Origin of the sequence: Ohtaekwangia kribbensis (assembly GCF_042676245.1) — a bacterium.
Lineage (GTDB): Bacteria > Bacteroidota > Bacteroidia > Cytophagales > Cyclobacteriaceae > Ohtaekwangia > Ohtaekwangia kribbensis.
The window spans coordinates 320,553-347,068 of the sequence record NZ_JBHTKA010000004.1 but is presented as its reverse complement, the minus strand read 5'-3'; the positions used below and the strand labels follow the sequence as shown (position 1 = coordinate 347,068).

Genomic DNA, 26,516 nt, shown 5'->3' with positions numbered 1-26,516 from the left:
CAGAATGAGATCGTTATTTACAATACGTGTCGATTTGAAAACGTGCTTTTGCATCGCCAAACTCAACGGCTTTGCGCCAGTCGAAGCAGGCCTTTTCTTTTTCGTTCATCTGGTAGTAAAAATTACCGCGCTGTTTATAGTACGATGCATTCTTGGCATCGATTCGGATCGCTTCATCCATGTCGGATATACCAGCACCGTAATCTTCTAATTCTGATTTACAGGTAGCACGGTTGTAAAATGCTATAGCATCATTGGGGTTGATCTGAATTACTTTATTGTAATCAAGTATAGCACCTTCAAAATCTTCGATCGTTTCCTTTATATACCCTCTGTTGAAAAGTGCATTGGCATTTTTAGGATCAAGTTCTATAGCCTTGTTCAATTCGATGATGGCTGCCTTTGTATTTTCCAGTGCGATGTGAGCGCGCCCTTTATTTACAAATAATATTACCGAGTTCTCTCCGGCTTTCTGTGCATTGTCGAAATCGCTTAATGCTTCCTGGTATTCACCGGCTTCAAGTTGCATGAGGCCGCGTCTTAAGTATGCATCTTTATCTTTTACTCCGGCTGCAATCAGTTTGTCGTAGTAATCGCGGGCCGGTACAAAACGTTCTGTCGCGTAATAACCATCGGCCAGTAATTTATATAGTCCGGGCTCCGGCTTCTCCGACATCTTTTCAATAACCCGGAAGTCGCGTACACCTTCATCATATTTTTTCAATGCATAGTATGCATGCGCGCGATTTTCATACGCTTTTAAATAGTCGCCTTTGCGTTCAATGGCTTCGGTAAAATCAGCAATGGAAGCCTGGTAATTTTCCTGCTTGAAGTATGCTTTACCGCGGTTGTTAAAGAGTACGGCATCTTTCAATCCGAGCGTAACGGCTTGCGTATAGTCTTTAATAGCTTCCGGTAAATTGTTTATGCTGAACTTGGCATCACCCCGGTGGAAGTATGCCGTAGCAAGCTTCGGATCTTTTTCTATCGCAAGATTAAAATCACTGATGGCTGCTTCCAGGTTTTTAGCATCGTAACGACAATGTCCACGCATATCATATACTACAGCGGTATTAACCCCTGATGTGATCGCTTTCTCAAGATCAGGAAGTGCGCCTTTAAAATCGCGTTGATAATATTTTGATGCACCGCGTTTATAGAACAGAGTTGCATCGGTTGATCCGCCTGCTATAGCCTTATCGAAATCAGGTATAGCTTTTTCATAGTCTTTCAGTTCATAGAATGAATTGGCGCGGGCGGTATATAGGTTGGGATCTTTACTGCCGGCATCAATGGCCTTGGTAAGATCAGTTGATGCGCCCTGGTAATCTTTCAGACTATATCTGGAAAGACCGATCATAGTCAACTCATCTGATCCGGCCTCGTTGCGTGCCACAACAATCGCGAGATCAGTAATAACGCTGGCATATTCTTTTAATTGATAGCGTGCTGCAGCACGATTCTTCAACGCCTGTGTATAGTCTTTCTTCAAACCCAGGGCACGATCGAAATCTGAAATAGCAGACTGCGGATTGCCCGCATTTAATTTGGCTTTACCACGGTTGTTGTAAATGATCTCGTCATTCGCACCGGAAGCTATAGCTTTATCGTAGGCTGCAATAGCACCTTGAAAATTACTTTGCTTGAAGCGCGCATTACCGAGCTGATAGTATATTTCTTTGTTCTTGCTGTCGAGCGATGCTGCTTTTTCAAGATGCGGCAGCGCTTCTTTTTCTTTTTGTGATGCCAGGTAGGAGAGTGCCAGGGCTTCGTACGCTGACAGATCGGCTTTACCTTTCTGTACGGTTTTCTCCAAATCTATTATTGCAGTTGTATACTCTTTTTGCTGATAGGAAGATTTACCGCGCTTTAACGGTATATCATCGTCTTTTTCACCGGCCATCTCCGCAGCAGTAAGTGCCTCAACGGTTCCTTTGTAATCGCCAGCGTCAAAGCGCAGGTAGCCGGCATAGAGTGCAACCTTACCATCTTTTACGCCTGCTTGTAAAGCTTTGTCTAGATACGGTTTGGCTGCATCTTTTTTACCCAGTATATAATTGCCAACACCCAGCATCTTGAGCATGTCAGGTGTTTCGCCTTCAGCAGTTTTCGCTTTCTCAAGATCGGCTATAGCGCCTGCATAATCTTTTAAAGTATATTTAGCTGTACCGCGATTTAATTGTGCTTTGGTATAGCTCGGGTTCAATTGTATAGCTTTATCAAAGTCTGCCACGGCACCAGTCAGATCGTTGGTATTCATCTTGGCTTTACCGCGATTGTTAAAGAGTATAGCATCGCTGGAACCTGCCTTCACTGCGTTGTCGTAATGCTTGATGGCACCGGCAAAGTCGCTCTTCATGAATTTGATGTCACCGAGATTCTTGAATGCCTCTGCATCATTTGCGCCTAACGACACGGCCTTCTCCAGATCAGGAAGTGCTTTGTCGTAATCTTTCTGTGCAAACTCGGCATTGCCTTTATACAGATATACTTCTTTGGTTGCGCTGCCCGCGTTGATCGCGCGACTTAATGATTCAATAGCACCTGCATATTCCTTGCTCTTATACTGGCATGTACCCAGGTGGGTAAATACATCTTTATCCGTAAGCCCTAATGATACGGCTGCGGATAATGCTTTAACGGCTTCGCCACAATTGCCGGCAGCGGCCATGCTGAGCCCCAGCATTCTGAATACCTCTTTATCTCTTACACCTTTTTGTACAGCCGTATCAAAAGCTTCGGCTGCACCTTTATAATCTTGTAGTGCATATTTAGCAGAACCTATCTTTTGGTAGAACTCAGCATCGGCTCGGCCGCTGGCAATAATTTTTTCGAAGTCAGCTATAGCACCTTTCCAATCTTGAATCTGATAGCGAGCTTCTGCGCGATTCTCCAGCGCTTTATCATATCCTGCACGAAGCTCCAATGCTTTATCAAAATCAGTGATCGATCCTTTATAGTCTTTAAGAATAAATTTTGCTTTACCGCGATTGTTGTAAAGTATAGCATCGGCTTTGCCGGTAGCAACCGCTTTGTCGTAGCTGGTAATAGCTTCGCGGTAATTCTCCATTCTGAATTTTCCGTTGCCGAGATTCACATACGTTTCGAAGCCCGTGGCGCCCATCGTAATGGCTTTCTCCAGATCCGTAACAGCGCCTTGATAGTCGTTGAGATTATAGCGCGCGTTACCGCGATGCTCGAACAGCTCAACAGTGTTGATACGCGCTTTTACCGCTTCATCAAAATCAGCTTTGGCTTTGTCGTACTCCTTCAGGTTGTAGTACGCAACGCCTCGCTTAACATATACTTCTTTGTTCGGGAAGTTGGAGTTGATAAGCTGCGTGAATTGTACAGAGGCATCGTTGTGGTCGCCCGCTTTTAACTTTTTAAGGGCCGTTTCCCATTGTACCTGCAGCAACGAATCGGTTTTCTGCGCAAAGGAAAAGGTGATAGAAAAAAGCAATGAGGCAACAGCCAAACAGGTTCTTCTCATGGATTCAAAATATTGTCCAGAACAAATTTATTAAATCTGCTCGTGATTCATGGAATTACCTGATCAGCCTTCTTTTTGATCGTTAAATGTGGCTAAACGCGAAATCGCGACTGGATTATTCCAAGGCTGTTGGTCGGAGTTGTCCCTAAGATTTTGTCCGGCATGGTGAATTAAAAATCAGTTTAGTCTTGCATGGTAAACGAAGATCGAAACCAAACTTACTTTCTGACAATAAGCAGAAGATCGAGTGCGTTGGTGGCATCGTCTACTACGATATAGTCTTCGTGATGAATGTCGGTTACAAGCTTGTTGTCGGATGTCTGAAGTTTATTCCTGTTCCAGCGGTTCAATACTTCGTAGGGCAGGCGTAGCACAGAGGCAGGTAGTCTGTACTGAAGATTTAGTATATCAAATCGCGTAATGCGCTCAACGGATTTCTTGTTCTGTTCGTAATACGCCATTACTTTTTCATTGCCGGTAATGCCTTTCATTTCGGCATGGCTGAATATCTTTTGTGCCAGTGCTTTTAATTCTTCAGGCAGGTATTCGCGCACGTGCCACGGGTTCCGTGTAAGCGACATCTTACGGTTAGGTGTTGTAAGCAATGCGATACCGCCCGGCTTTAATACACGGTGTATTTCCTTCAGGAAAAGAAAATCATTTTCAATATGTTCAATCACCTGGAAGCTTACGATGCGATCGTAGGTGTTGTCGGCAAGCCCGCCCAGCGGAGGGATGTTCATGCTGATAAACCTGCCGGAGGGGAACCGTTGCTGAAGTGTATCAATAACCGGCTTGATCTTGTCTACCGCTGTAAAACTTTTGGTGAGCGGCAGCATGGTTTCAATGCCGCGGCCTTCGCCACAACCTACTTCGAGCACATCTCCCTGAATGTATTCTTTTGCTACAACATACGCTTTGAATAAACGTTGATGGATAGGATTATCGGAAGCAATCTGCTCGCTGGTAATTTCGGTCGTATATACTTTAGCCATATCGGCCGCAAAGATAAGGACGATTTGCGAGGTACGAACGATTTAATGGATTTAGCATAGTGCTGAATTCAACCTCTGCACTTCGTTCCTCGTACTTTTATATTATTTTCATCCAATGAAGCGATTAGTCTTACTGTTTGTTGTTGTGAGCTCTGTTGCCTGTGCGCAGCCTCTTCGTGATATCAATTACCGTTACCTGTATGATCCTGATCAGCCGATCTTACTCGATATCAAGCCGGTACGTGTCGGTGCGAGCTGGGAGATATTCTATAAACTTCAGAAGCGTGATACCATCACCACCGGACTTTCGGCCGAGTGGAGTACGCGCAATACCCTGGGCGACAGGGAAGGCACTGCGATCAGTTCGGTGACCGGTAATGCTGAAGCCGGGAAAATTACATTGCCGGTATCAGCTTCGGTGCAGGTATTGGTTGCCAAAATAATAAGTAGTTCTACCAATAAGGCGTGGTACTTCTATAAAGTACTGGATCCTAAATATCCTGTTAACGGCTGGCTTTCGGCAGCGGGTGAACCTGTGCCGGGGCAGTATATAAAAGGAGGGAATGTATATACCGTGCACGGTGCCGGCCAGACTAAAATTATATCGTACTACCGTGATACATTTCCAGCGGCAGTGCCCGCGTTCTCGGAAGCACTGGGCAGGGTATCGCCGGCTTTAAAAGTTGATTCTACTTTTAGTGTCACAGGCGATGAAGGTGTTACATTCACGCAGCAAGGTCTATACCTCGTGCAGGTTGATACAACCTCTTCGGAAGGGTATGCTTTCCGTGTGCAAAATGATTACCCGCGACTAACCAAACTTGAAAGTCTGGCAGATCCTTTCATATATGTCTGTACACGTCAGGAGTTTGACCGGTTAAAAGTTGCCCGTGGCGATAAGAAGGCGTTTGATAAAGTAATTCTGAATGTTACCGGAGATGCTGAGCGCGCAAAGAAATTTATGCGCAGTTACTTCAGACGGGTAGAGCTGGCCAACCAGTTTTTTACTTCGTATAAGGAGGGGTGGAAGACTGATCGCGGGATGATCTATATAGTATTCGGTGTGCCGGATGAAGTATATAAATTTAATGAACGTGAAGTCTGGAACTATAAGAACAGTTCGTTCAAAGCGTCCTTTGATTTCGTGAAATCGCCAACACTTTTCGATCCGGAGAACCTGGTATTGGTGCGTGAACGCAAGTTCCAGGAAACGTGGTATGAAGTGATTGACCTGTGGCGCAATGCGCGTTTCTAAGATATATATACCTATAAAACAAAAGCCGGATGAACTCCGGCTTTTGTTTTATCTATCGCGTTACTCTGTAGCAGAGCGGCTTATTCCATTTATATACCAATGATCAGTTTCTGCCCAGGCTGCAGTTTGTTGTCGCCCAGGTTGTTCATTGATTTGATCTTGTCTACTGTAAGACCTTCAAACTTCCGTGATATGTGCCACAGCGTATCGCCAGGCTGTACCGTATATGTTTTGGAATCAGGTATAGCAGTTGGTGTTGTGTTGGTCTGCTTTGCTGATGCAACCATCGTGGTAGAACGTGGGCTTCCCTTTAACCAGATGTTCAGGCGCTGACCTACACGAATGGTGTTGCTGCGCATGTTGTTCCATTTCTTCAGGTTTGTTACGCTTACTCCGTGGCGTATCGCGATGGAGCCAAGCACATCACCGCTTCTTACTTTGTATACGATGCGATCGCGACCGTACGTACTGCCTTCTGTTTTCTTCGCTAGCGCCAGGAGTTCATTGCGGCCTACTTTAGAGGCAGAGTCCAGTATAGCATAGCGGTTTAGTGCAAGTAAGTCTTTGGATGCTTTCGGAACATACAATACATATGGCTTGTGTGTTTCCGGCAGTGCATTGTGTTGTATCGATGGATTCAAGCGCTGCAAGTCTTCGATACACGCATTGGTAAGATTGGCAAACGTTTCGAAGTGCAGGTATTTGTTTACATGAAGCGTATCCGATGTTACCAGTTTCTCTTCGCCTTCATTATAGAAGTTATGCTCATCGAGATAGTTCATGGTATAGGTGATCGCTACGAACTGCGGAACGTATGAGCGTGTCTCGCGCGGAAGGTTCGGGTATATTTCCCAGAAGGTACGCTTGTAGCCTGATTTGCGTATAGCACGCTTCACGTTACCCGGACCAGTATTGTATGCAGCGAGTGCAAGTTCCCAGTCGTGAAACATGTTGTACAGATCGCGAAGGTAACGACATGCAGACTCTGTTGATTTTTCAGGATCCATACGCTCGTCTATAAACCAGTCGTTGTGCAGGCCGTAGTACTTGCCGGTAGCTGACATGAACTGCCACAGACCAACAGCACGCACACGTGATATAGCACGCGGGTTCAAACCAGACTCGATAATGGATAAATATTTTAATTCATCCGGAAGGTTGTATTTAGCCAGGTATTTTTCGAAGATCGGGAAGTAAAGATTCTTCCTGCGCATGATCATCTTGGTATATTCACGATCGCGTACTGTGAAGTAGTTGATGAACGCGTGAATACGGTCGTTGTACACGAGCGGAATTCTCTTCGAGATACACGCGAGGCGATCCTGGATAACAGCGGGATCATCATCCCCCGGAACATATTCCAGTTCAGTTGGTAAAGCGAAGTATACGAAGTCTACTGTATCTTCTTTATACAGCATTTCTTCTTCTGCTTCCGCTACTTCAAGAGAGTCCACCACTACAGAATCAGGTTGTTGTACAATCTGACCGTACGTTAAAGTTGAAAAAGTGATGAAGGCTGCTAAGAGAATTTTTTTTCTCATGTCAGTTCATGTTTGTTAGTGCGTTTGAAAAATGTAACAGTTTCGATTCTTCAAAATCATCTGCAATTACTTGCAGGCCGATGGGCAATCCTTGTTTGTCATTTCCACAGGGTATAGCAATGGCAGGTACGCCTGCTACATTGGCCTGTACAGAAAATAAATCTGCCAGGTACATCTCCAGTGGATTATCGGTATGCTCCCCTAACTTAAAAGCCGTGGTAGGGGTAATGGGCATCACGATAAAATCGTATTCTTTAAAAATCTCTTTTGTCTTGTCGCGGATAATGCGTCTTACCTTTTGTGCCTTGGTATAGTACGCATCGTAATAACTCGCGCTCAGTACAAAAGTTCCAAGCAAAATTCTTCGTTGTACTTCTTTGCCGAATCCTTCTGACCGGCTCTTCTTATAGAGCGAGTGAAGATCCGATACATTCGAACTTCTATACCCGTACCGAACGCCATCGTATCGCGAAAGGTTCGAGCTCGCTTCAGCAGTTGCCAGTATATAGTACGTAGGTAATACATACTCCTGCAACGGAAAATCTATAACATCAACGGAGTGGCCAGCGGCTTTAATCTGTGCAATCTTGTTTTTAATTGCATCGCGTATTTCCGACTGTAATCCTTCCGATGAATCGATCTCGCGTACATACGCTACTTTGTACGCTTTACCATTGGCGTTTGCAAGCTCCTGCGTGTAGGCAGGCACCGGCTTGTGCGATACGGTACTATCCGTATCATCGCCACCGGCTATAACTTCGAGTACAAGCGCTACATCTTCAACAGACTTTCCGAATATACCAATGCAATCAAATGACGAGCCATACGCTACTAATCCGAAACGGGAGATGCGCGAGTATGTAGGTTTTAATCCTACGAGTCCGCAGAATGCAGCAGGCTGGCGCACCGAACCTCCTGTATCAGAGCCAAGCGAAACCTGGCACATATCTGCCTGAACTGCTACGGCCGAACCTCCGGAAGATCCTCCGGGTACGCGTGTGTTATCAGCATCGTTTAACACCGGACCAAACGCTGAGTTCTCATTGGAAGAACCCATGGCAAATTCGTCACAGTTTTGGCGACCGATAATGATGGCATCTTCATCGATCAAACGCTGAACAGCAGTAGCATTAAATTGAGAAATGAAACCATCCAATACACGGCTGCTACCCTGTAGTGGATGATCTTTATAAGCCAAAACATCTTTTATACCGGCTACAAGTCCGGCTAATTTTCCTGCTTTGCCTTCTTTAATTTTTTTGTCAACTGCAACGGCACGTTCAAGCGCTTCTGTTTCAAACACACTCAGAAATGCGTTAAGATGCGCTTTGTTTTTTATGTTGTTGAGATGGTATTGCACCAGCTCATGACAGGTAATAGTACCGTGCTGCAGATCGTTCTGAAGTGCGCGAAATGTAGCGTACGTTTTCAATACTATTTGCCTTCTTCAATTTTGCCAGTAGTACCAGCGTCCTCAACTTCCTTCTTCACGTCTTTTACAGCGTCCTTGAATTCTTTCACGCCTTTTCCAAGACCTTTCATGAATTCAGGGATTTTCTTGGCTCCGAAGAACACGAGAACGAAAAGACCAATGAGAAGAATTTCCTGGAAACCAACCCCACTGAGAAACAATAATGTAGCGTTCATGGCTTTATGATTTAATCGAATTACAAAAGTAGGGCAAAAAACGGTACGATCAAACGCATACAGGGGGTGGTAAAAAGCGTATGGGGCCCGTGTGTTGAATAACACGGGCGTGTGATGGTTATCAGTTGGCTTTCGGTGTGGTTTCCAGTGAATTTAAGCCTGAACACTACATGGCAACCGTAGGAAGTCGAATAGCCGGTCTGGCCTATCAAAAAATCATTCCATAGGTTGAAAAAGCGACTTTTTTAAATTTTTGCAACGGAATGATGCGCGCGCAACACCCGTTTTCTTGTACGCCTGAAAGTGATGGGTAAATATGTAGGTTGTAAGAAAATATAGATGTGCCGATAATTATCGACTACATATTTTTCAACCATATCTGCGGATCGAGTGCCGTGGTGTTTTTGAAGATCTGAAAGCGAAGTTCAGATACACCGTCTGTGTTTGAAAATACTTTGCCGATCTCTTGGTTGGTGCTCACCTTCTGGCCTGACCGTACAAAAACTTCTTTGAGTCCTGCATACACTGTTAAGTAATCACCGTGCTTGATAATCACGGTGTTACCCATGGTTTGAATAAAGGCTATGCGACTTACTTCTCCTTCGAAGATGCATTTTACTTTTTCATCTTCTCTGGTTTGTATGTTAACACCATTGTTATTGATGATGATACCTTTTAATACCGGGTGATTTTGTCTGCCGAACTTCTGTGATACGAACCCGGATGATACAGGCCATGGAAATTTATTTTTGTTCTGCTCAAACGATGATGACAGTGCTACTACAGCTTCCGTTGTTTTTTTGGAAGAACGCGCTGCACGTTCAGCCTCTTCACGGATGATGTCTTCAATAAGCTTATCAAGTTCGGCTACAGCTTTTTTAGTAGCCGCTAAATCTTTCTTCAGCTTTTTCTCTTCTTTCTCGAGCGAGCGTACAATGGAGTTCTGTTTCTTACGAAGATTGTCGAGGCTTTCATTTTCTTCTTCCTCTTCCGTGAGCAGTTTGTTCTTTTCAGTTCTTCGTACTTCAATCTCGCGTACCTGGCCTCCGAGTGCCTCGGCTACTTTTATAATCTGATCGGCCTGGAGCTTTCGGGTTTCTGAATATTGCTCCATATACCGCAGGCGCATGATGAGCTGATCGAACGACTCGGCCGAGAATAAAAATGTTAAACGTGTAGTACTGTTGTTTGCTTTCTGTGCAGCAAAGAGCATCGCTGCATATTCTTTTTTCAGTCTGCGCAAGTCTTCTTCCAACGCGCGAATGATGTCGTTATTCTCGCCAATCTCAGAATCGAGAATATTCATTTCACCTTTGATGGATGTAATGAGTTGCTCCTGCTGCCGAATGCGTTGCTTCACAGCGTTGAGTTCACCAATCGAGTTTGTTTTTTTAGTAGACGTTTCTGAAAGAATCTTTTCAGTCTCTTTTATCTTTTCAAGGTTCTGTTGCTTTTCTTTCTGAAGCTGACTTTTATTTTTCTGAGCTACCGCCTGAAAACAACATAGAGTGAGAATACCGATTGCTGCAAGTTTACCTGCGCTCATAACGTTTCGGAATGTTGAACGGGAACTTGAGCTCTTTATCACCTACTTCTGCTTTGTTATACTCAAAGATAATGGTTGTATTCAGTAGGCCACTTAAAGCTTTATAAAACAGGTTAATTGTTCCGTTGTAGGGAAATACTTTGTCGCCCACTGGTTGAAAGTTCGAGTAATTCATCACAAGCGAATTGCTGGTGTTCTCTTCTTTCATCTCCACCTTTTCAATTTTCATGCTGGCAGCATTCACAAAATTGGTAACGCTTACCGTGCCTGATTGTTGCTTGAGTAGAAATACCGATGATTCCTGCACGATGCTGTCGTCATCTTTACGTTCCTGGATCAGGTTGCCGAGCAACGCATTTTGAATTACACTATAGTTGATCGGGAAATTATAGCGCTTGGTGAGTTCGCTATACTCAAATACATAGTATTCTTTATCAACGTTGCTTACAATGGTAATCGAATCTTTATTGATCAGTGCTTTGCCGCCCTGCACACCAATCACCGAAAAGGTCATCCAGATAACGCTGTCTTTACGCACGCGAATGTTTGCTTTTACTTCGCGTTCCTTTTTCGAATCGCGCAGTATCATGCGGGCTTTACCCTGAAAATATTCAAAGTCAATTTCTTCTATGGCCAGTGTTGGCCGTGGAGGTGTAATAGTAGTAGAAGTGGTGGTGGTAATTTTTTTGCTGCACGACATCGTTACGATGCACAAACCGATCAGCAAAAATATTATAGGTCTATTCATAGATCTTCCGGTTCGCAATTTTCTTGTTTAAGATTTCACTATTGGCGTTCATGCCGCGGGCTTTCTCCCACTGCTGCACAGCTCCATTCACATCGCCCAGCTTAAAAAGAATATCTCCATAATGCTCAAAGTGAGTTGCTGTTGCTTTACCTGTACTAATGGCCCGCTCTATTACTTTGCGCGCATCTTTATATTTTTCGCGCACGTACAGTACCCATGCATAGGTATCAAGAAACGTTGGATTGTCAGGATTATTTTTAATGAGCAGCGCAGACATTTTTTCGGCCTTCTCCAGGTTTGTTTTACGCAACGCGAGGTAGTAGCTATAGTTGTTCAGTACAGTGCTGTTATCGGGATTGAACGCCAGGGCTTCATCGTATGCCTTGTCTGATTTGTCGTAATCTTTGTTGGCATTGTAAGCATCGCCCAACATGCTGTTGATTTCACTTACAAATGATGTATTAGACGATGATAAACGTTTGGCCTGATCGAGTGATACAATGGCTTCCGCATAATTACGTTTACGCAAATGAGCATAGCCATTGAAATAATGCAGCATGCCCTGGTTCGGGAAAGACTCCAGTGCCTCTTCTGCATGACTGATCACTTTATCCCACTGGCTGTTTTGTGTTTCGAGGTATAGCAGGTTCTTCCATACTTCGAAATTTACTTCGCCAAGTTCTACAGCCTTTTCATATTCCTGCTGTGCTTCACGATTCTTGCCGGTAGAGAGATATAGGTCTCCACCAACAATGTGTACGCGCGGATCATTACCGTGATTCTTTTCAAGCTTCTCAAATAAAGAGAGAACAAAATCTTCTAGACCTGCTTCTATATTATTTTTTGCTTTGCGCTGGGCAAGCTCGGTGTTATAGGTTCCCATCATGATTAGCTTGCTGCTCAATTCCACGGATGGATCGTCAAATAAACTCAGTAATATAGGCCGACTTTTTTCTTCCTGTTGTGTTTCGCGGTATAAACCCGCCAGCAACATTCTGGCGTTTCCGGCTTCCGGATTTTGCTGTATAAATTTTTCGAGATAGCGGATCGCTTCCGTACGAAAACCATTTTGCGAAAGCACTTCGGCAAATCCCATGACATACCTTTCTTCATCCGGAAAAGCATTGATCAGTTTTTCGCCCTCGGCAATGGCTTCTTTTGTTTTTCCCTGCTCCAGGTATAGCCGCTGCTTTTGTATAGACGAAATATCGTTTATACCCAATGCAGCTTCTGCGCGATTGTAAGTTTTTATAGCGTCATCGGGTTTGCCTGCATATTGATATACTGCGGCCAGTTCATATAAATATTCCTCTGTGCCTTTTACTTCGCGGATCATTGTCTCGTATGTCTCAGCAGCCTTGTCAAATTTTGTGAGGCTGTTATAGATATTGGCCGCGAGTAAATAAAAATATTTGTTTTGGCGCTCCAGTTTCAAAGCGTTTTCAATACTCAATGAAGCTTTAAAGAGATCTTCCTGCCGGTTGCTGCGGGCTAATACTTCGGCAATTTTATAATGAACGGTGGCATTCTCAGGTGTGATTTCCAGCGCACGCTGGTAATAAAGAAGTGCTTTGGCGTAGTCTTCCAGGATGAAGAATTTTTCGCCTTCCGTAAAATAAAACTCGGCTTCGCGCTGCTTGATGCTCGAAGCCTGAGGTTCATCCTGCGTTTTCTTTTTTCGCTGGCTGTGTCCTGTTACAGGTACTAACAGTATCAATAACAGGACTGTATAAAGGACAATATTGATTTTGTTCGAAGTCACGCTATGGAATTGAAGTCACCCACACTTAAATCAAGCGATGAGCCTTCAAAAATAGCGAAATTCCCCAACATGCTGTTATCAAGTATAGCACGTGTAACCGTTGCTTCCCGCTGAATGATGGAACTGGTGATCCGGCTGTCGATAATGCGTGTTTTTTCACCGACTGATACATGCGGACCTACGACTGAATTTTCAATCACTGCTCCGGCTCCGATAAAACACGGAGGAATAACAACTGAATTTATAATTTTTGCCTGATCGGATATGAGCTTCTGATCTTTTATGAATTCAAGGTAGCGGCCGTTGGTCTGCACCGTTACATTTTTATTTCCGCAGTCGAGCCATTCTGTTACCTGGCCGGTCATCAGCTTGGCTCCTTTTTTCTGAAGACCTTGAAGTGCCGATGTGAATTGATACTCGCCTTTTTCTTTGATGTCGTTATCGATCAGGTATTGCATTTCTTTGGCAAGTGCTTCGCCATCTTTAAAGAAATAGATACCAATGATGGCAAGGTCTGAAACGAATGAACTTGGTTTTTCCACCAGGTCAATAATCTCATTCTTCTCATTCAGTTTAACAACACCAAATTGTGAAGGATCTTCTACGCGTTGCACCCAGATGATTCCGTCTTTGGAAGTGTCGAGTTTAAATTCTGCTTTGAACAACGTATCCGCAAATGCTACGATGATCTTGCCTGTAAAAAGTTCTTTTGCAAAGAGTAAAGCGTGTGATATACCGAGTGCACTCTCCTGGTAGTAAATCTTGCCGACAGCACCAACCTCTTTTGCAATTTCTTTGAGACTCTCCTCAACTTCTTTACCGAAGCTTGGATGGATGATGAAACCGATGTTATCTATTTTTTCAGGACAAACCTTCGCGATGTCTTCAACAAGTCTGTGTACAATAGGTTTGCCTGCTATAGGAAGTAAAGGTTTAGGAACGGTTAACGTATGAGGGCGTAGACGTTTACCCAGCCCGGCCATCGGTATAATAATATTCATAACAATTATTGGGTTAAAAACTTATCAGCGAGAAAGTTCGGTAGATAATATTGTGGCAAAATAATGAAAAATCAACGTAAGGCTTGTCTGAATGATTTTCTTTCGAGTAAAAAAACTATTATCAAATAAACACCGATAACGAGTGCATGAAAACCGGTAGCGATCCATTGATTCTCTATAGTTATTGATCTGACGATATAGACTATCGCGATCGTAATAAAAATGTATGCCAGCCCCGCAGTAACTCTATATGGTATAGGATAGAATTTTTGGCCGAGCACATAGCACACAGCAGTCATGGAAAAATAACAGACAACGGTAGCCCAGCTACTGCCTACATACCCGGCTATAGGAATAAGTATATAATTAGCAGTAATGGTGATAACGGCACCGCCTATTGTTATAATAGTTCCATAGTGAGTCTTGTCTGTTAATTTGAACCATGCCGATAAGTTATAGTATACGCCCAGAAATAAATATCCAAGTAATAATATAGGTACGATCTCCAGTCCTTCCCAATAGGCCGGACGTTTCAGAAAATACTTCAGAATATCAAGGTTGATACTTACCCCCAGGAATAACAGGCAGCACACAATGATGAAGTAGTGATTAACACGTGCAAAAAGCTGTGGCGAATTTTTATCGGATGCGTTGGAGAAAAAGAACGGCTCTGCTGCATACCGGAATGCCTGTATAGCCAGGTTCATCAAAATGGCGAACTTGTAACAGGCACCGAATATACCGAGTGCATAGTCCGAGCTTTGTCCCGGATAAAAGTTTTTCGGGAGCCACCATTCCAGTGTAACACGCGAAAACATTTCGTTGGTCATACCAGCCAAACCCATCAGCATAATAGGATAGGAGTATTGAGACATGGTTTCGAGCATGCTTCGATCGTATGCCGGTCGCCATTGTAATAATGTGCGAGAAAAGAATACGAGGTAAAAAGCATTGGCGATAAGATTGGCAAGCACTACAAAACCAACGCCTCGTGCCGGGTCAAACGCTATATATAGGAAGTATATATTAAGTCCGACAAGAATGGCAATGTTGATGAGTTTACCAGTAACGAACTTAACGGCATTTCGCTGCAAGCGCAGGCGTGCAAACGGAATGGCTACGATGGCATCAATAAATAAGATAAGCGCAAGCCACGTTACAAAATTTCCTTTACCGGGTATATCAAGCAACTCGGCAATAGGGTTGGCAAAGATCACAAAGATGAGCGAGAGACCTGCACTGATCGCGATGATGATGGTTTGAGCGATGTTGAAGATTCTCTTCTCGTCAGCACCCTCTTTGTTCGCGAAACGGAAATACGCGGTTTCCATTCCAAACATAAAAATGACATTGATAACAGCAGAGTAGGCGAAGAGCTTGGTGATAACTCCATAATCTTCAGGAGCAAATACACCGGTGTGAAGACGAACTAATAGAAAATTAAGAAATCGGGGTACAATGCTGCCAAGTCCGTATAATACAGTATCGCCTGCTAAACGTTTTATTTTGCTCATGTTCTTTCGTTACCTGTTACGGGTATCCGTCATTTTTTCTATACCACCGTGCATGGCGGATTTCCAATAACGATCAGCGGCCGGTAAAGTTTGCTTTTCTTTTTTCAATAAAAGCCGTAGTGCCTTCCTTAAAATCTTCTGTAGTGGTGCATGCCGCAAAAAGTTCTGCTTCAGCGGTATACCCGGCATTTTCAAAACTATACCCCGCATTTACACTTTTGATGGCGTTGGCGATTGCTATCGGCCCTTTGCTCACGATTCGTGTCATGATCTTGAAAGCAAGTTCCATAAGCTCTTCGCGTGTAGCCACTACGTGGTTCACCAAACCGATTGCCTTGGCTTCCTGCGCGGTGATCATATCGCCCGTTAGAATGAGTTCCAACGCTTTACCTCTGCCCACAAGTTGCGGTAATCTTTGGGTTCCGCCATACCCCGGGATTAGTCCCAGGTTGACTTCTGGTTGTCCAAATTTGGAATTTTCCACGGCCAAACGGAAGTGGCATGCCATCGCCAATTCACATCCTCCACCCAGGGCGAAACCGTTTACTGCCGCGATCACCGGTTTTTGTAAATCTTCAATGAACTTGAATAATTGTTGTCCTTTTCGCGATAATTCAAGTGCTTCTTTGGAATTTAAGGAAGAAAGTTGCTTTATATCTGCGCCCGCAACGAATGCCTTATCACCCTCTCCGGTGATAATAATTCCCTTTGTGCTACCGTCATGGTCGGCTTCTTGTATTACCCTCAGCAACGCATCCAGTACATCGGCATTCAAGGCGTTCATTGCATCAGGTCGAGAAATGGTTACGACCAGGATTCCGGAGGTACTTTGAGTTTTGATGGGTGACATAAGTAATACGATAAGTTGACTGCAACTTATCGAGCTTTTATAAAGGCGCAAAGTTTTTTTTATGAATAAGAGATGGGGATTGCTTTTACTTCTGTTCGTTACGCATACAATCTATGCGGCAACGTTCAACACCACAACAACAGGTGGTAACTGGGCCTCAACGGGTACGTGGGTAGGTGGATCAGTTCCGGCGAACTGGGCATCCAACACGGTAAACATTAATGGTAACGTATCGCTTACCAGCTCAACAAATTCACTCAGCGGATTTACACTGATCTCATTGGTGAGCGGTAAATCATTTACCAGTGGTACATCATCATCATCCAATAGTCTTACGCTCACACAAAATACATTTAACTCCGCAGGTACTATTGTTATCTATGGTGATCTTACTTTAAATGATACAGACCTGAACCTTACTGCGGGTAGTCTTGTAGTTACCGGATCGTTAAATATTAACTATAGCAGTACCGTAACGATCTCGTCAGGAGTAAATGTTACGGTGGGTACACTCAATATTAACAACAACAGCGATGCTATATTGAATAATAGTGGTACGTTAACCGTATCCAATGATGTATCGCAGGGTGGTGTTCTTAATAACCTGAGCACCGGTACGATTACGGTTAACGGAAATTTTAGCTCAACAGGTTCCGGCTCATCCGTAACAACCAACAGTGGAATGTTAAATGTTAAGGGTGCTATGGATTTTCCTTCTTCAGGTAAACTATATATTAATCCTGGCGGACAAACTTATGTTGATGGTAGTGTTACAATTAAGAGTAATGAAAACCTTGTTATAGGTACCAGTGTAAACCCTCCCCCTTATGCCGACATGGTAATCAGACAAAACCTGATATCGCAGGCCAGCGGTGATGTGACTATAAACAGAAACGGACGTCTTGCTGTGTTTGGTAATGTTAGTGCCAACGGTGGTGGCGTGCTCTTCACGATAAATGATGGCGGCCAGGTATATGTTAATGGCAACATAGGTTTCAATGGAGGAGGAAGTGTTATTGCTAACAACAATGACGGTGTTCCTTACGGATTCTATGGCGATGGAAGCGTAACACTTAACGGAGGTGGCTCTTCTGTAACTGGTCAGGCTAAACAAAGTGTTGCCATTATGAAAGCGGAAGACAGGCCTTTTTATGATTGGGTTGCAGCTATAGCAGGAAGTCCTTTAACACCACTGCCCGTAACGTTGCTATACTTTAAGATACAGGATGTATCAACCAGTGGTATAGAACTACGCTGGGCAACAGCAACAGAAAAGAATTTCGAGTACTTTCAGGTTGAACGTGCCGGTAGCGATCTTAACTTCGAAGCAATTGGAAAAGTAAACAGCGCGGGTGGAATAAACGTAGTGACATCCTATACATACCTGGATAATACACCACTGAATGATAAAAATTACTATCGCTTAAAGATTGTAGACTTAGATGGATCATTTGAATATACCGGGGTAATTGTAGCTGAAAACACTGGAGCACCACAAGCGGATGTAAGAGTATATCCGACTATCATAGACAATTCATTTACCGTTGAACTTAATGGTGAGTTTGCTATACCAGTAAAGATGACCTTGGTAGACGCTGCTGGCAATACCATATATCAGGCGAATCTTGAAACTTCAACGGCAACAGTTGATGTACCTGCTAACATGAAAACCGGTACATACCTGGTGAGACTTTTCACTTCTGAAGGACAGAAGGCTGTACGGGTTCTGAAACGATAAGCAATTCCCTCTCTAAAACACAAAAGAGAATCTGAAAGGATTCTCTTTTTCTATTTGTCCGCTTTCGATTTCGGTGGTGGAACGTTCAATCTACTTGATATAATTTGTTGACTTTTTACCGCTATTGGTGCTATAGCTAACTTTATTTCCGGTTTATGAGTAATAATTTACCCTATTTGCAGGTATTTCGGTAAATTGCTGTTTTAACATCTTTCGCATGAAAGTTCCTGCGGCAAAATTGGCTTGCTTTATACTCGTAGCGTTCTCTCTTCTATCGGCAAGTGCTTCTTCGGCTCAATGTACCATTGTCTCAACAGATGGTTATTCCGTTACGCTCTCGGTATCACCTGTTGCCATTGTGGTAAGCTCAACGGATTGTCCGTGGGGATATAACTATAATGTTACGCTAGACTATACCATTACATTTTCTGGCTCAAATATACCCGCCAGTTTATATACCTTGCAGGGTACAGTGCGTTGTAACACTTCTTCATCTACGACCACCGACATGTTTTTTGATTTACCCAACAACGGTGGTACGGGTTCGATAACAACAGGAGTAAATCCATTTGTGAATGTTACCGGAAGTATAGCCTATAATTATGTGGATATACCAAGCTGTACGGCAGCAACGCCTGCCTCATTGAATTGCCTTTCCAACAACCTTGCTATACAAATCAACGGTCCGGGTATACCGGATCAGATCGTGAGCTGTGCTCAGACATCACTGCCGGTAAAATTGATTTCATTTACAGGAAAAGAAACGGCAGCCGGCATACAGTTAAACTGGACAACAGCCACCGAAGAGAACTTTGATTACTTTGAAATGGAACGTGCAGATGAGACACTTGCATTCAACACAATTGCCACTGCTATAGCGGGTAAAGGTGATGTTAATGTTTCAGCTTCCTATACCTATACGGATCACACTCCTGTGCAGGGAAAAAACTATTATCGGTTGAAGAATATAGACCTTGACGGTTCGGTTGAATATTCCGATGTTATTATGGTATATACCAGCGCAAGTGACAATACGATTAAACTCTATCCTAATCCGAATGACAGAATATTTACGCTTGAACTGCAAGATGACATGGGGCTGCCGGTAAATCTTTCACTCGTTGACCGACTAGGCCGAGATCTATACCAGGAAGTTATTTCTTCGAACACTACGCAAATACAATTGCCCGCTACGATTGAAACTGGTATATATTTCGTTAAACTCTCGTCTGCCCGCGAGCAAAAAGTGCTTCCAATCGTAGTAAAGTAAAAAAGTAATAGACGTTACAGCAGTGCTGGCAGGTTGGTGATGATATCCTTCGTCATCCTTGTCAGATCAAAATCAGGTTCCCACCCCCAGTCTATACGCGCAGCCGAATCATTGATAGAGCGTGGCCATGAGTCTGCAATAGCCTGGCGGAAATCCGGATTATAGGTGATCTCAAATTCAGGTATATGCTTTTTAATTTCAGCAGCAATTTCTGAAGGGCAGAAACTCATCGCTGATATATTATAGCTCGCACGTTCGTTGATTTTTTCTGCCGGGGCTTCCATCAGATCGAGTGTAGCTTTTACGGCATCGTCCATGTACATCATCGGCAGGTATGTGTCGGGCTTCAGGAAGCATTCGTATTTTTTATCGGTGAGTGCTTTGAAGAAAATATCAACAGCATAATCAGTCGTGCCGCCACCGGGTTTAGTCTTGTAGCCAATCAGTCCCGGGTAGCGTAAGCTTCGTACATCGAGGCCACGATTTTTATAGTACCATTCGCACCAACGCTCACCCGCTTGTTTACTGATACCATAGATGGTGGTTGGATCCATAATCGTATCCTGCGGAGTTTTAATCTTGGGTGTTGTTGGCCCGAATGATGCGATGGAACTGGGCCAGTAAACTTTTTCTATTTTATATTCAACAGCAGCATCCAATACCTGGATGAGACTGTTCATGTTGAGATTCCAGGCGAGCTTCGGATTCTTTTCCCCGGTAGCCGAAAGTACAGCAGCAAGGTGGTAGATCTGGGTGAAATTATTTTTACGGATAAACTCGTTAAACTCTTTCTCCTTGAGCACATCCAGTATTTCAAAATTACCCGTGGCCAGTATGCCCTGGGCTTCTTTAATATCAGTAGCAATTACATTCTCTTTACCGTGCAGGTTCCAAAGTCCTTGCGTTAGTTCAGAGCCTAATTGTCCGCCAGCCCCAATGACCAGAATTCGCTGTTTACTCATTGCTAAAAAATCAATAGATATAGTAGTGATGCGTTTATTATACACTTCTTCCATCTTCCTTAATTGGTGAGCTGGCGTGAAACAGCTACCCGGAGTTTTGGTGAAAGCGCGGGCGAAATTACCAAAATTTAGCAATCGCCTATCTTGTGTTAGGAATGGTTTTACATTAACTTAATTAACTTAGCACCGTGAACTTTGAAGCGTATTTATCTTCCAAAAAAATCGACTCGGCTGCTTTCAAAAAAGCAGAGCCCGTGCTTTGGGATGCGTGGAGAAAAGAATTTGAAGAGCTTCATCCAAACAGTTTTACGGCGCAGAAACTTTACCTGATCAATCCGATCCGGAGAAAATATCACCAGGCTATAGAAGCATTGCCGGAGGTTTTGAAGTCGGTGGAAACAAAATTACCGGCAGCCCCACCGGCTAAGACTATAGAAGCTCCGACACAAGGCACGGACACGGAGCCCTCTAAACCGAAGCCTGTTGTACCGCGACCGATGATGAAGCCTAAACTTCCAACAGCAGCGCCATCAACCCCGGGTGAAACAGCTTCGGCTGAAATGCAACCAGCACCAGCAAAACCTGTTGCAGTAAAACCGGTAATGTCGAAGCCCGTAATAAAACCGAAGCCCGTAGCCGAGCAAGGTATAAATAGCGAGAGCCACTCCGTTACAGATATACCTGCTGCAGAAGCATCGACAGAATCAAAACCAGAACAACAGGCTCCGGTTAGTAAACCGATGGCTAAACCTGTTATACCGCGGCCGGTCATAAAGTCAAAGCCTGCAGAGCAAAGTATAGATAATGAGAGTGCTCCTGTTACAAATGCACCGGCGGCAGAAGCATCAGCAACAGAACCAAAAACCGAACAAGCTCCGGTTAGCAAGCCCATGGCAAAGCCTGTTATACCACGGCCTGTAATAAAACCAAAAATGCCTGCACCCGAAGTTGAAAAACGGCCGGAACAGACAACGGAACCCCTACACGACAACACACCCGCTAACACAACACCAACAGACGAGACATCGCCTGCCAAGACAGCCAAGCCTGCTATACCCAGGCCGGTAATTAAACCCCCAAAACCCAAAACGGATTAAGCATGTATAAAAAAATTCAACCTGTTTTAGAAAAGGAGTTACAGAATATTCGTGAAGCAGGACTTTTCAAAAGAGAACGGATCATTACCACACCACAAGGTGCCGATATCAAGACAAACGATAATAAGGAAGTAGTAAATTTTTGTGCGAACAATTACCTCGGCCTTTCATCACACCCGCGGGTAATTGATGCGGCCAAGCGCGCTATCGATACGCACGGTTTTGGTATGTCGTCTGTTCGGTTTATCTGCGGTACACAAGATATACACAAGGAACTCGAGCAGAAGATCTCAGAATTTTTAGGTACCGAAGATACTATACTATATGCGGCAGCTTTCGATGCCAATGGTGGTGTGTTCGAGCCGTTGTTCGGTGCAGAAGATGCTATCATTTCAGATGAGTTGAACCATGCTTCGATCATCGATGGTGTTCGTCTCTGCAAGTCTATGCGCTATCGTTACAAGCATAACGACATGGCTGATCTTGACAAACAACTGCAGGATGCAAAAGCGGCCGGGGCTAAACAAATTGTTATTGTAACGGATGGCGCTTTCTCTATGGACGGAACGATAGCTCAGCTTGACAAGATCTGCGACCTGGCTGATAGATACGAAGCACTTGTAATGACGGATGAATGTCACTCCTCTGGTTTTATAGGAAAGACCGGAAGAGGTGTACCGGAATATAGAGGTGTTACCGGCCGTGTTGATATCATTACCGGTACACTGGGCAAAGCGTTGGGTGGAGCTTCCGGAGGTTTTACTTCTGGCAGAAAAGAAATTATAGAAATGTTACGCCAGCGTTCACGCCCGTATCTTTTCTCGAATACGCTGGCACCTTCTATCGTTGGTGCATCCATCGAAGTGTTCAACATGCTTTCAGAAACAACAACCTTGCGCGACAAGCTGGAGCAGAATACGAAATACTTCCGTGCAGAAATGACGAAGGCAGGTTTTGATATAAAACCGGGCGAACATCCTATTGTGCCTATCATGCTATATGAAGCTCCGCTGGCGCAGAAGTTTGCAGACCGCTTGCTGGAGAAAGGTATATATGTAATCGGATTTTTTTACCCGGTGGTAGCAAAAGGACAGGCACGCATCCGTGTTCAGATTTCAGCCGGCCACGACAAGCACCATTTGGACAAAGCTATACAGGCGTTTACGGAAGTGGGGAGAGAGCTTGGCGTGCTGAAATAAAATAGCTGTGAGCTTTGAGATTTATAGGCTTCTGGCTACGGGCTGAAGCTCGGTGTATTACCATTCTTCCTATATTCTACTCATAGCTCATGGCTATAAGCTCGTAGCTATTTACTTTATGCCGAATTCTTTTTTGCGTTTCTCTACGATCTCGCCCATTTTGGAAGTGTCTTTACTGAGGAGACCAAAGGCAGGGTCTATATTTTGAGAAGGGAAGAAGTATATACTTCCTTTTTTACCTTTCACTTTCAGCTTATACAAATTGAGGTACGGAACGATCTTCAGCGATTTAACTTCGGGCCACTCGAAGCGTACATTGCGATGACCTTCCAGTATTACGATTTTATTTTTGCCAACGGCTACGCGTCTGATGCGATCGGTGATGAACGAAAAAATAAAAAGAGAAATCAGCCCGATTGTGAAGAAGATCAACGACACGAAGAAGCTCTTCGCGTTGAACTCATAATTAATTACAATTATTCCCCCTACAATCCATTGTATGAGGGCAAGCGCCATGAAGAAATACTTGGCCAGGTAAAATTTAACGGGACTAGCTTCTACCATCGTTATCCTTTATTTAATCAACATCACGTTCAAAATTACGAGAGAATTTAAGTAAAAGTTTCTTAACAAGAAACTTTCCTCTCAGATATACTTTCTAGGGGTCAATCACCACCGGAAAGTCCTGACCTCTGCTAAAGGTATACGGATACTGCGGTTTACCTTTTAACTGGCGCGTCATCTCCGGCACCTGGTCGTCAATGTATGACTTCAATTCATAGATGGTAACCTTGCCATCTTTCGGTGCGCCATCAGCATCACCTTGCAGCGCTTTGAGCAGCACGTATGTAAAAAGTCCGTGCCCGAGTTGCGTAAACTCGGTAGCAAACTGTTCGCTCCCGGCAGACGCCATCACATGTATACCGGCACTGCGCGAGAGCTGTGCAATCGCTTTCTCTTCGCTCGCACCACGTGTAGCCAGCAACTCTACGGACCCTCCTGATTGACACGCATCCATTACAATAAGTTGCTTCAATGCTTTAATGTGTTTCAGTTTCTCTTGTAACACGCTCGCTTCGATCGCTTCTTTTTGTAACGAAGACGGATCGTACAGCCGCAGATTTTCAGTCGGTATAAAATAGAACTTGTCGTCTACCATGCTGCCATGACCTGCATAGTAAAAGATAAACACGTCTTCCGGATGAATATTGTTGCTGAGCTCATCAAGTTTGCTGAGTATCTGCTGGCGTGTAGCGTTGTTGTCGTAAAGTGTATGAAGCTCGATGTTCTTGAAGAGCTGTGCACTTTTCTCGTCCAGTGTTTTACTGAACGACTCCGCATCGGGCTTGGCGTAGTTCAGGTTCAGCTTGCTGTTTTTATACTGGTTTATACCCACTGCCAGAATATGACAGGTACTACTGCGCGAAGGATGTTCAGAAAATATTTCAGCGGTGTGTTGATCGGACTCTACATTGTCTTTGTTACTCGCCACCGCTGAAAATGTATTGGTGCCACCCACCAGTTCGATAACTTGTTTATAAGTAGTTGTTTGTCCTTTTGATGAAGGAAGTTTCAAGTCTTCGCGATTGATGACGATGCTTTTTCCATTGTGGAGCAGTCGTAACTTTTCAACACCGGCACCATTGTCCGTTATCCTTACAAAGAGTTCAGCTTTACCTTGACCGGTTGGCAGCACGGCAACTTTTACAGTAGGAGGAGGCGAGTTGTTTAATTTACCCTGTACGCCTTTTTTCTCTTCGCCTCCGCGGTTATGAAAAATTTTAGGAAGCAGATCAGGACGATAGAAGTCGTGGAAGAACTGATCTACCGAATAACTCTTCAGTCCGTTTACAAAATGTATATACTTTCGAGCTTCGTCCGTTCCATTAAAATAACCATCCGGATTTTTCACCATCCAGTCTTTTTCCCCCAAGTGAATATGTTCAAAGAATTCTTTGCCGGTACTTAAGTCCCAAAACTTCGTTACACCATCTACACTGTGACTGATGAGCATTTTGTTGTCAGGACTAAACAGTAACGCTGTTACTTCGGCTTTGTGTCCATCCAGTGTTCGAACAACTTGTGAGGAGGCAATATCCCACACGCGAATCACACGATCGGCTCCGGCAGAGTATATCTGTTTGCCATCAGCACTATAGATCGCTGTATGTATCGCACCGCGGTGTCCTTTCAGTTTTTTAGTCATCAATCCGGTGCCTATATCCCACAGGCGAATGCTGCCGTCCCAGCTGGCACTCATTAGTGTTTTCTGATCGTTGCTTAACCGGATCGAAGAAATCACATCGGTGTGACCTACAAAATTCCGTACTTCTTTACGGGTATCAATCTCCCACATCTGCAATGTGTTGTTGAGTCGTGCCGAGATGATATATAGGTCTGACGGATGAAACAGAATGTTATAGGCAGAGTAATTATCCAGGTCGAAGTATGTAGTCATTTTGCCATCGGCGAGATCGTGAATTTTCATCGTTCCATCCCAGCTGCTGGAGGCTATCTGTTTTTCATCGCTGCTAAAATGTATATCGAAGATCGGTTCGCGATAACTTTCCATTACCTGGAGCGAATCTCCGGTTTGTAGATCCCACAGCATAATCTTGCCATCGCCACCACCGGTAAGAAGCCTGCGGCCATCACGCGAAAGATCGTAGCACAATACTCCTTTCTTGTGCCCTACATATTCCATCACCGCTTTACCGGTAGCTATATCCCAGCGTTTTACTTTCGTTCCGAATTTACCTTTGATCAGTGTCTTGCCATCATTCGAGATTAACAGTGAGTTTTTAAAGCGTACAAACTTGGCAATGTTAGATTGCCAGTAGAAATTAGGATCGTAGTTCAATCCTCCTTTATCACGCACGTTCAGAAAACCCGTTAACTCTATATCTTTCTTTTTATTCTTCCAGTCCCAGCCGAAGGCCGTGTTGTTATCGCATGAAACCAATACATGTTTACCATCGTGGCTGAATGTAATTTCATGAAACTCCTCTTCTGCTACGAGCGTAGCCACTACGTTGCCTGCGTCATCAAAAACAGTGAGGTCTTTTTCCGTAGCGCGTGCCAGCTTCTTCCCGTCAGGACTTATTGCTATACCGGTTAAGTCCTCTTCGTTTTTCGAATACTCGCGTGTAACCGTAAAGGCAGGTATACTATAGGCTTTACCATTGCCATTGTGTGGAATGGCGTAAAATGTCTTACTGTCGCTACTAAAGGCAATACGTGTTCCGCATCCGCCACAAAAGCCTTCCTCCATCAATTCCTTTGTCAGTGTCCACGTGTTTACATCATATATACTGGCTTTACGATTGTCTTGTCCGAAGGCAATCCATTTACCATCGGCACTGATCGCTATATCTACACCGCTTCCAAGTCCTTTGTCAGGATCAACAGCCAGTTTGGCAATTGGCTTGCGCGATTTAAAATCGTATACCACGGCTGTATCGCCCCGGCCGGAGTCGTTATAGCCGGCATGTACAAAGAAACGCATCAGCGGGTCTATCGCTATATCCGTGATATAGTCTGGCGTAGCGATACTATATAATTCTTTGCCTGTCATCACGTCCCATAGGCGTACTGTTTTATCGTAGCTGCCGGTAACAAGAATTTTTCCATCGCGTGAGAACTCGAGACTGCTCACACTTGCCTCGTGTCCCAGAAAGCTTCGTATTTCCCGGCCTGTAGAAATCTCCCAGAGCTTGGCAGATTTATCTTTACTCGCGGTAGCTACATAATTACTGTCAGGACTCGTTGCTACGGCAATGACTGCGAGCTCATGTCCTTTCTGGACAACCGTTTCGAGTGATTGGGAAAATGAAAAGAATGATGTGAATACGAGGAGGTAGGTTGCTGTCAATCTCATGCCTGTGCACTATTAGAAGGC

19 protein-coding genes are annotated in these 26,516 nt (G+C 44.1%); 5 read left to right on the top strand and 14 right to left on the bottom strand.

Annotated features, from left to right (window positions below; genetic code table 11):
- Positions 1-13: 13 nt before the first annotated feature.
- Both ACFQ21_RS14690 and ACFQ21_RS14685 read right to left on the bottom strand, forming a co-directional pair.
- Positions 14-3,493 (bottom strand): tetratricopeptide repeat protein, encoded by a 3,480-nt coding sequence (locus ACFQ21_RS14690; RefSeq protein WP_377580015.1) that lies wholly within the window; start codon positions 3,491-3,493, stop codon positions 14-16.
- A gap of 218 nt (positions 3,494-3,711) precedes the next feature.
- Positions 3,712-4,488, bottom strand: a complete 777-nt coding sequence (locus ACFQ21_RS14685; protein ID WP_377580013.1) for a class I SAM-dependent methyltransferase — start codon at positions 4,486-4,488, stop codon at positions 3,712-3,714.
- A 115-nt stretch (positions 4,489-4,603) separates the two neighbouring features.
- Between ACFQ21_RS14685 and ACFQ21_RS14680 the strand changes: the two genes are divergently transcribed.
- Positions 4,604-5,743, top strand: a complete 1,140-nt coding sequence (locus tag ACFQ21_RS14680; protein WP_377580012.1) for a GWxTD domain-containing protein — start codon at positions 4,604-4,606, stop codon at positions 5,741-5,743.
- An 89-nt stretch (positions 5,744-5,832) separates the two neighbouring features.
- Here ACFQ21_RS14680 and ACFQ21_RS14675 read toward each other — a convergent pair whose 3' ends face one another.
- The 9 genes from ACFQ21_RS14675 to ACFQ21_RS14635 all read right to left on the bottom strand — a co-directional run bounded on the left by ACFQ21_RS14675 (position 5,833) and on the right by ACFQ21_RS14635 (position 16,352).
- Entirely contained in the window at positions 5,833-7,284 is a 1,452-nt protein-coding gene (locus ACFQ21_RS14675) for a lytic transglycosylase domain-containing protein (RefSeq protein WP_377580011.1), read from the bottom strand.
- Position 7,285: 1 nt separating this feature from the next.
- Positions 7,286-8,716 carry an Asp-tRNA(Asn)/Glu-tRNA(Gln) amidotransferase subunit GatA gene (gene gatA / locus ACFQ21_RS14670; RefSeq protein WP_377580010.1) on the bottom strand — a complete coding sequence of 477 codons (1,431 nt, stop codon included), beginning with the start codon at positions 8,714-8,716 and terminating at the stop codon, positions 7,286-7,288.
- A gap of 2 nt (positions 8,717-8,718) precedes the next feature.
- Positions 8,719-8,931, bottom strand: a complete 213-nt coding sequence (locus ACFQ21_RS14665; protein ID WP_377580009.1) for a Sec-independent protein translocase subunit TatA/TatB — start codon at positions 8,929-8,931, stop codon at positions 8,719-8,721.
- A gap of 358 nt (positions 8,932-9,289) precedes the next feature.
- On the bottom strand, positions 9,290-10,477 hold the full coding sequence (locus ACFQ21_RS14660) for a murein hydrolase activator EnvC family protein (protein WP_377580008.1): 1,188 nt from the start codon (positions 10,475-10,477) through the stop codon (positions 9,290-9,292).
- Positions 10,464-11,225 (bottom strand): DUF4292 domain-containing protein, encoded by a 762-nt coding sequence (locus tag ACFQ21_RS14655; RefSeq protein ID WP_377580007.1) that lies wholly within the window; start codon positions 11,223-11,225, stop codon positions 10,464-10,466. The genes ACFQ21_RS14660 and ACFQ21_RS14655 overlap by 14 nt, the downstream gene beginning before the upstream one ends.
- Positions 11,218-12,942 carry a tetratricopeptide repeat protein gene (locus ACFQ21_RS14650; protein ID WP_377580006.1) on the bottom strand — a complete coding sequence of 575 codons (1,725 nt, stop codon included), beginning with the start codon at positions 12,940-12,942 and terminating at the stop codon, positions 11,218-11,220. Before ACFQ21_RS14650 ends, ACFQ21_RS14655 begins: the two co-directional genes overlap by 8 nt.
- Positions 12,943-12,983: 41 nt before the next feature.
- A complete protein-coding gene (locus tag ACFQ21_RS14645; protein ID WP_377580005.1) occupies positions 12,984-13,988 on the bottom strand; it encodes a sugar nucleotidyltransferase in 1,005 nt (334 codons plus the stop codon).
- Positions 13,989-14,059: 71 nt separating this feature from the next.
- Positions 14,060-15,502: a lipopolysaccharide biosynthesis protein gene (locus tag ACFQ21_RS14640; RefSeq protein WP_377580003.1), complete on the bottom strand. Its 1,443-nt coding sequence runs from the start codon at positions 15,500-15,502 to the stop codon at positions 14,060-14,062.
- 73 nt (positions 15,503-15,575) lie between these two features.
- A complete protein-coding gene (locus ACFQ21_RS14635) occupies positions 15,576-16,352 on the bottom strand; it encodes an enoyl-CoA hydratase/isomerase family protein (protein WP_377580002.1) in 777 nt (258 codons plus the stop codon).
- Positions 16,353-16,413: 61 nt separating this feature from the next.
- Between ACFQ21_RS14635 and ACFQ21_RS14630 the strand changes: the two genes are divergently transcribed.
- On the top strand, positions 16,414-18,090 hold the full coding sequence (locus ACFQ21_RS14630; protein WP_377580000.1) for a T9SS type A sorting domain-containing protein: 1,677 nt from the start codon (positions 16,414-16,416) through the stop codon (positions 18,088-18,090).
- 217 nt (positions 18,091-18,307) lie between these two features.
- Positions 18,308-19,360 carry a T9SS type A sorting domain-containing protein gene (locus ACFQ21_RS14625; protein ID WP_377579999.1) on the top strand — a complete coding sequence of 351 codons (1,053 nt, stop codon included), beginning with the start codon at positions 18,308-18,310 and terminating at the stop codon, positions 19,358-19,360.
- Between the two features lie 14 nt (positions 19,361-19,374).
- Here ACFQ21_RS14625 and ACFQ21_RS14620 read toward each other — a convergent pair whose 3' ends face one another.
- Entirely contained in the window at positions 19,375-20,322 is a 948-nt protein-coding gene (locus ACFQ21_RS14620) for an NAD-dependent epimerase/dehydratase family protein (protein WP_377580142.1), read from the bottom strand.
- Positions 20,323-20,510: 188 nt separating this feature from the next.
- Between ACFQ21_RS14620 and ACFQ21_RS14615 the strand changes: the two genes are divergently transcribed.
- Together ACFQ21_RS14615 and kbl are read left to right on the top strand one after the other, a co-directional pair.
- Positions 20,511-21,419 (top strand): hypothetical protein, encoded by a 909-nt coding sequence (locus tag ACFQ21_RS14615; protein WP_377579998.1) that lies wholly within the window; start codon positions 20,511-20,513, stop codon positions 21,417-21,419.
- Between the two features lie 2 nt (positions 21,420-21,421).
- Complete coding sequence (kbl, locus tag ACFQ21_RS14610; protein ID WP_377579997.1) at positions 21,422-22,618, top strand: glycine C-acetyltransferase; 1,197 nt, start codon at positions 21,422-21,424, stop codon at positions 22,616-22,618.
- A 111-nt stretch (positions 22,619-22,729) separates the two neighbouring features.
- On the opposite strand, the gene ACFQ21_RS14605 is transcribed toward kbl, so the two are convergent.
- Both ACFQ21_RS14605 and ACFQ21_RS14600 read right to left on the bottom strand, forming a co-directional pair.
- On the bottom strand, positions 22,730-23,182 hold the full coding sequence (locus ACFQ21_RS14605) for a hypothetical protein (RefSeq protein ID WP_377579996.1): 453 nt from the start codon (positions 23,180-23,182) through the stop codon (positions 22,730-22,732).
- A 94-nt stretch (positions 23,183-23,276) separates the two neighbouring features.
- Positions 23,277-26,495 (bottom strand): caspase family protein, encoded by a 3,219-nt coding sequence (locus ACFQ21_RS14600; protein WP_377579995.1) that lies wholly within the window; start codon positions 26,493-26,495, stop codon positions 23,277-23,279.
- Positions 26,496-26,516: the final 21 nt, after the last annotated feature.

Coding starts and splice junctions, on each gene's coding strand:
- ACFQ21_RS14675 (WP_377580011.1), bottom strand. CDS start 7,284: ATGAGAAAAAAAATTCTCTTAGCAGCCTTCATCACTTTTTCAACTTTA.
- ACFQ21_RS14630 (WP_377580000.1), top strand. CDS start 16,414: ATGAATAAGAGATGGGGATTGCTTTTACTTCTGTTCGTTACGCATACA.
- ACFQ21_RS14635 (WP_377580002.1), bottom strand. CDS start 16,352: ATGTCACCCATCAAAACTCAAAGTACCTCCGGAATCCTGGTCGTAACC.
- ACFQ21_RS14685 (WP_377580013.1), bottom strand. CDS start 4,488: ATGGCTAAAGTATATACGACCGAAATTACCAGCGAGCAGATTGCTTCC.
- ACFQ21_RS14655 (WP_377580007.1), bottom strand. CDS start 11,225: ATGAATAGACCTATAATATTTTTGCTGATCGGTTTGTGCATCGTAACG.
- ACFQ21_RS14690 (WP_377580015.1), bottom strand. CDS start 3,493: ATGAGAAGAACCTGTTTGGCTGTTGCCTCATTGCTTTTTTCTATCACC.
- kbl (WP_377579997.1), top strand. CDS start 21,422: ATGTATAAAAAAATTCAACCTGTTTTAGAAAAGGAGTTACAGAATATT.
- ACFQ21_RS14625 (WP_377579999.1), top strand. CDS start 18,308: ATGAAAGTTCCTGCGGCAAAATTGGCTTGCTTTATACTCGTAGCGTTC.
- ACFQ21_RS14645 (WP_377580005.1), bottom strand. CDS start 13,988: ATGAATATTATTATACCGATGGCCGGGCTGGGTAAACGTCTACGCCCT.
- ACFQ21_RS14620 (WP_377580142.1), bottom strand. CDS start 20,322: ATGAGTAAACAGCGAATTCTGGTCATTGGGGCTGGCGGACAATTAGGC.
- ACFQ21_RS14600 (WP_377579995.1), bottom strand. CDS start 26,495: ATGAGATTGACAGCAACCTACCTCCTCGTATTCACATCATTCTTTTCA.
- ACFQ21_RS14640 (WP_377580003.1), bottom strand. CDS start 15,502: ATGAGCAAAATAAAACGTTTAGCAGGCGATACTGTATTATACGGACTT.
- ACFQ21_RS14665 (WP_377580009.1), bottom strand. CDS start 8,931: ATGAACGCTACATTATTGTTTCTCAGTGGGGTTGGTTTCCAGGAAATT.
- ACFQ21_RS14660 (WP_377580008.1), bottom strand. CDS start 10,477: ATGAGCGCAGGTAAACTTGCAGCAATCGGTATTCTCACTCTATGTTGT.
- ACFQ21_RS14605 (WP_377579996.1), bottom strand. CDS start 23,182: ATGGTAGAAGCTAGTCCCGTTAAATTTTACCTGGCCAAGTATTTCTTC.
- ACFQ21_RS14680 (WP_377580012.1), top strand. CDS start 4,604: ATGAAGCGATTAGTCTTACTGTTTGTTGTTGTGAGCTCTGTTGCCTGT.